A 4,779-nucleotide genomic window follows, 5' to 3' on the forward strand; every position below is an offset into this window, starting at 1 on the left:
TGCGGGGAGCCGCGAGCCGGACAGTCCTATTCTCGGGCGCTCTTACTCCTCCAGGCGCTCACCCACGCCGCACGAGCAGGCGCCGCACCTGTGCCGCGGACTCCATCGCCTCGTCCTCATCACCCGCGACCGGCAGCAGATGCACATCGCGGCAGCCCGCCTCAAGGTAGGGCACCAGGGCCTCGGCCACGTCCTGGGGCGTTCCCCGGGGCACGTACTTCGAGAAACGGTCGAAGGGCACACCGTAGAAACTCTCCATCGCCCGCGAGACCGAGCAGCCCGCGTCCTCCACGGACCTGCCGAAGCCGCACCAGACGAGCAGCGCGTGCCGCCAGGCCATCCCGGTCCGCCCGGCTGAGACCGCGACGCCGTCGATCTCGGCGGTGACCGCGGCGTAACGATCGGGCGAGACCCACACGCCGAGCCAGCCGTCACCGTGCCGGCCCGCGCGCCGGACCGCCGCGGCCGATCGGCCACCGATCACTATCGGTACGGCGACAGCCGGCGGCGGCGACACCCGCACGTCCCGGAGCCGGAAGTGCTCGCCGTCGACCGTCACCGCCTCGCCGGCCAGCAGCGCCCGCAACACGACGAGCGCCTCGTCCATCCGGCGGCCGCGGGTGGCGGGGTCGACGCCGCAGGCCTCGATCTCGGCACGGTCCTCGCCTCCGATGCCCACGCCGAAGACGAACCGGCCGGGTGCCAGGGCGGCGAGCGTGGCTACCTGACGCGCCACCGGGACGGGGTGCCGCAGCGGGAGCAGGAACACCCCGGTGTGCACCTCGACGCCGGGCGCGGCCATCAACAGCGCGGTGGCCTGGATGAGCCCGTCGGAGCCATAGCCACCGCGAAAGCTCACGTGATCGCCGATGACAGCATGGTCGAAACCGAGATCCCGTACCTGCCGCGCGGCGTCGAACAGCCGCTCCGTGCCGCTGCGCAGCAACGCGAAGGGTGGCCGGACCCCGATCCGCGGCCCAACCGATCGGATCTCGGCCGCCGCCGTCCCAGCTGTGTCGACGACCGCTGTGTCGACGACCGCTGGGCCGCTGCCCGCCGCGGTCATGATTCCAGCACGCGGCGCAGCACCTTGCCGGCCGCGCCCCTCGGCAGAGTATCGATCATCTCCCATTCGGCGGGCACCTTGAATCCGCTCAGGGACTCTCGCGCGAACAGGCGCAGCTCCTCGACATCCGGTGGATCATGCGGGTCCATCAGGACGATGAAGGCCTTCACGACCTGCCCCCAGCGCCGGTCGGCCCGGCCGACCACGGCAACCTCACGGATCGCCGGATGGAGGCTGAGGACCTGTTCCACCTCCAGCGGATCCACGTTCTCCCCACCCCGCACGATGCGATCACCGCGCCGGCCCAGCAGCGTGACATAGCCGTTGGGATCGATACGCCCGAGGTCCCCGGTGTGGAGCCAGCCGTCGGCCGCGGGACGGAAAAGGTGCTCGCCCCGGGCCCGGATCTCGCCGCTGCCGTCCGGTGCCGGGTCGACCACCCGCAGCTCCACGCCCTGGGCCGCGCGGCCGACCGTACGCAACAGCTCAGGCCGGGTCGTGGCGGCAAGCCGGTGATCCTCGAAGCTCAGACAGGTGATCGGAGAGCCCTCCGTCTGCCCGAAGATCTGAACAAAGTCGACATCCGGGAGAACGGCCATCGCCTCACGGAGCGTGTCCGGATGAATCGGGGATGCGCCATACTGCAACACCCGCAGCGTGGGCAGCGCGAGGGCGTTCTCCGCGAGCAGACGGTCGATCATCGTCGGCACCAGCAGGGCGTGCGTCGTGCCGTGGTCGGCCAGCTCCCGCCAGGTCCGCGGCGAGAACGGCGGCGAACAGACGACCGTGGCACCAGCACCCAACGCCACCGCGATCATCCCGAGACCGGCGATGTGATGGTACGGCGAACCGGATGCGTACACGCTGCCCGGTGCGAGGTGGACGATCGCCGCGTTGACCCGGACCCGCACCGCGAGCTTGCCCTGAGCCACGAACACCGGCTTGGGTACTCCGGAGGTGCCGGACGTGTGCAGGATCAGCGCGGTCTGTTCCGGGCCCGGCCGCTCCGCCCCCGGCCGGTCGGACAATGGCCGGTCGGAGGCGGCGGCCGGCGGGTGCACGACAAGCCTTCGCCCCGTTGCCGCCGCCACCTCGCGTCCAAGATCTTCAACGGCTGGTTCAGCCAGGAGCAGATCGCCAGCGAGGCCGGCCAGGCAGCTGGCGAGCTCCCGGATGGTAAGCCTGGTGCTGATCGGCGCAAGCGGACGCCGGGTGGCTGCCCCGGCGATGGTCAGCGCGAGTGCTTCCAGCGTGGTCGAGACCAAGGCCGGCAGCGGGGTCCCCACACCCACGGCGAGGCTGTCCAGCCAGTCAGCCGCGCCCGCGGCGTAACGCAGCAGGTCAGCGCCGGACCAGCGGACGGTCCCGCTGCTCACGGCCGGTCGGCTCGCGCCTGAGCCCGACCAGGCCTCGGCGAGCTGGGCCGTCCACGTCGTCCCGGCCCCGATGGCTCCAGCCCCAGTGGCTCCAGCCCCGGTTGTCCCGTCCCCGGCGGTCATGCCCGGGTTGTCCGGGCGGCAGCGGCTGGCCCGGATACGGCCACCGCAGGCACAGCCGACCCGGACGCGGTCAGCCCGGTGGTGTCGACGCCCTCCCAGAAACCCGCCCAAGCCGGAAAGGACCAGGGCAGACCGGGTGACGTCGGCGACGTGCCCCAGCTGTCGAAGCCCACGGCCTGCGGGCGCTCGTTGACGTCGGCGGCATACCAGTGGCGCTCGTCCCTGCGGTCGAACAGCCACTCCCCGTCGACCCGGCGGTAGGTGTCGAAGTAGCAGATGGCCATGACGATCCAGCGGTCGCCGACCTCGTGCTCGGCCCGGCAGTACACCTGCCCGCGGGCGTTGTCCGCGTCGAGCAGTTCCACCCGATGGCCGCAGATCTGGTGCACCGACCGGTAGAACCACCGCAGGCTGGGCGCGATGTAGTCCCGCAGCGCCTCGCGGCCTTGGCCGTGCCGCCCGCAGTTGACATCCGGCACGAACAGCGAAACCCAGGCGTCGAGGTCACGTCCATCGACCGCGAGCGCGTACCGGATCGGCAGCTGCTCGATCGCGAGCCGCGCCTCCACCTGCTCCAACCGCGCGAGCAACCCCGCGTCGTGCGTCGTCACGACACCTCCAGGTCAGGCCTTCCCCCGGACGGTCGCTTCGCGACGATCCAAGGACCCGGGCTCCGGGGAGGGCCGTCGTGCGGGGCAGGCGATCGCCTCCGATCGCGTCCGGACAGGAGCCAGCCAGGCCTCCTCGTCCGTCACACCGCCACCACAACCAGGCCAACCCAAACAGCAATACGCTTAATGAGTTGCACTATAGTTCCCGGCTGCCCGTCCGGCGACGCCTTCCCGCAGGGCCACCTCAACGACCCAGACGCGCACGGAACGCGCAGATCACCTACGGGAACCACCTCAACCGGGAGCGCATCAGCCCCACCACCGCACCAACCGATCGGTGCGCCTTGGATGTCAGCTGAAGCGGCGGAAGTCGCCTTCGGTGCTGATGATTTGGCCGGTGATCCAGGCGGCTTCATCGGTGGCCAGCCAGGCGATGAGGCGGGCGGGGTCGTCGGGCGTCCCCCAGCGCTGTTGAGGAAAACGAGGCCGCGGTCAGCCCCTCAGCCGCGTCCGTAGATGATTGACCACTATGGGTGATACCACAGGAAAAGGACGGATCCTGTCCTGGCTGATCCTGATCGTGGGGACGCTCGGCGCGGGCGTTGTAGCCCTGGCCAGCAGCGACCGGTGGGCTGGTGCGCTGGCTGTGACAGCGCTGGCACTGGCATGGGCGGGCTACCGCGCTGCTCGCGGGGACAATCAGGCCGGCGACATCGACATGGCCCCGGTCGCCGATCGGCTTGCTGACCAGCTGACAGCCCAGTGGTCCGCGGAGGCCAACCGCCGGGATCTCACCCGGCCTCCCCTGGCAGTGTCCTGGCAGCCGGCTGATGCCTCGCTGGTCCAGCCGTGGGCCTCCCTGCAACGGCTGGCGTCGGCCGGCGCCGGGTGGACCCGGGGTACTCCGCCGGGGGCAGGCCCGCACGAACTCGCCGGCACCGGCAGCGGCCTGGTCACGGTGTTCGACCGGGTGCCGACCGGCCGGCTGGTCGTCCTCGGAGAGCCCGGATCCGGCAAGACCGTGCTGCTCCTTCGCCTGGTGCTGGACCTGCTCGCCCGCCGAGGCGCTGGCGGGCCCGTCCCGCTGCTGGTCCCGGTGGCCTCCTGGAACCCCGACCAGGACGGCCTGTACGACTGGCTGGAAACCCAGATGATCCGGGAACATCCCTGGCTGGCCAGCACCTCGGCGACCGGTACCAGCCGCGCCCACGCTCTGCTGACCGCGGGGCTGATCCTGCCCGTCCTCGACGGACTGGACGAGATCCGCTCCGGTGGCCGGGGCCGCGCCATCGTCGCCATCAACGACACCCTGCGCCCTGACACCGGCGTGGTGCTCAGCTGCCGGACCACGGCGTTTCGCCACGCCGTCCGTCCCGGCCCGCTGCGCCAGCCCGTCCACCTGGAAGGTGCCGCCGGTATCCGGCTCACCCCCCTGGATCCGGCCGCCATCGCCAGCTACCTCACCGAAACCGCCGGCGCGGACGGGCCGAGCCGCTGGGCGCCGGTCCGCGCCGCGCTGGCCACCAGCCCTGCCCCACCGGTGGCCCGGGCGTTGTGCACCCCGCTGATGGCCAGCCTCGCCCGCACCATCTACAACCCCCGG

At 71.5% G+C, this 4,779-nt stretch carries 4 protein-coding genes and 1 pseudogene; 1 reads left to right on the forward strand and 4 read right to left on the reverse strand.

Annotated elements, in window-relative coordinates; genetic code table 11:
- Window positions 1-58 precede the first annotated feature (58 nt).
- The 4 genes and pseudogenes from MJ785_RS16280 to MJ785_RS22335 all read right to left on the reverse strand — a co-directional run.
- Window positions 59-1,066: an LLM class flavin-dependent oxidoreductase gene (locus MJ785_RS16280; RefSeq protein ID WP_239381598.1), complete on the reverse strand. Its 1,008-nt coding sequence runs from the start codon at window positions 1,064-1,066 to the stop codon at window positions 59-61.
- Window positions 1,063-2,565: a class I adenylate-forming enzyme family protein gene (locus MJ785_RS16285; protein ID WP_239381600.1), complete on the reverse strand. Its 1,503-nt coding sequence runs from the start codon at window positions 2,563-2,565 to the stop codon at window positions 1,063-1,065. The genes MJ785_RS16280 and MJ785_RS16285 overlap by 4 nt, the downstream gene beginning before the upstream one ends.
- On the reverse strand, window positions 2,562-3,155 hold the full coding sequence (locus MJ785_RS16290) for a nuclear transport factor 2 family protein (RefSeq protein WP_370652694.1): 594 nt from the start codon (window positions 3,153-3,155) through the stop codon (window positions 2,562-2,564). The genes MJ785_RS16285 and MJ785_RS16290 overlap by 4 nt, the downstream gene beginning before the upstream one ends.
- A gap of 372 nt (window positions 3,156-3,527) precedes the next feature.
- Window positions 3,528-3,659: pseudogene (locus tag MJ785_RS22335) on the reverse strand (3-ketoacyl-ACP reductase); the annotation flags it as partial.
- A 46-nt stretch (window positions 3,660-3,705) separates the two neighbouring features.
- On the opposite strand from MJ785_RS22335, the gene MJ785_RS16295 reads away from it, so the two are divergent.
- The coding region (locus tag MJ785_RS16295; RefSeq protein ID WP_239381602.1) for an NACHT domain-containing NTPase at window positions 3,706-4,779 on the forward strand (1,074 nt) is incomplete at its 3' end.

Origin of the sequence: Protofrankia sp. CiT1, from assembly GCF_917627335.1 — a bacterium.
In the GTDB taxonomy this organism is placed as follows: domain Bacteria; phylum Actinomycetota; class Actinomycetes; order Frankiales; family Frankiaceae; genus Protofrankia.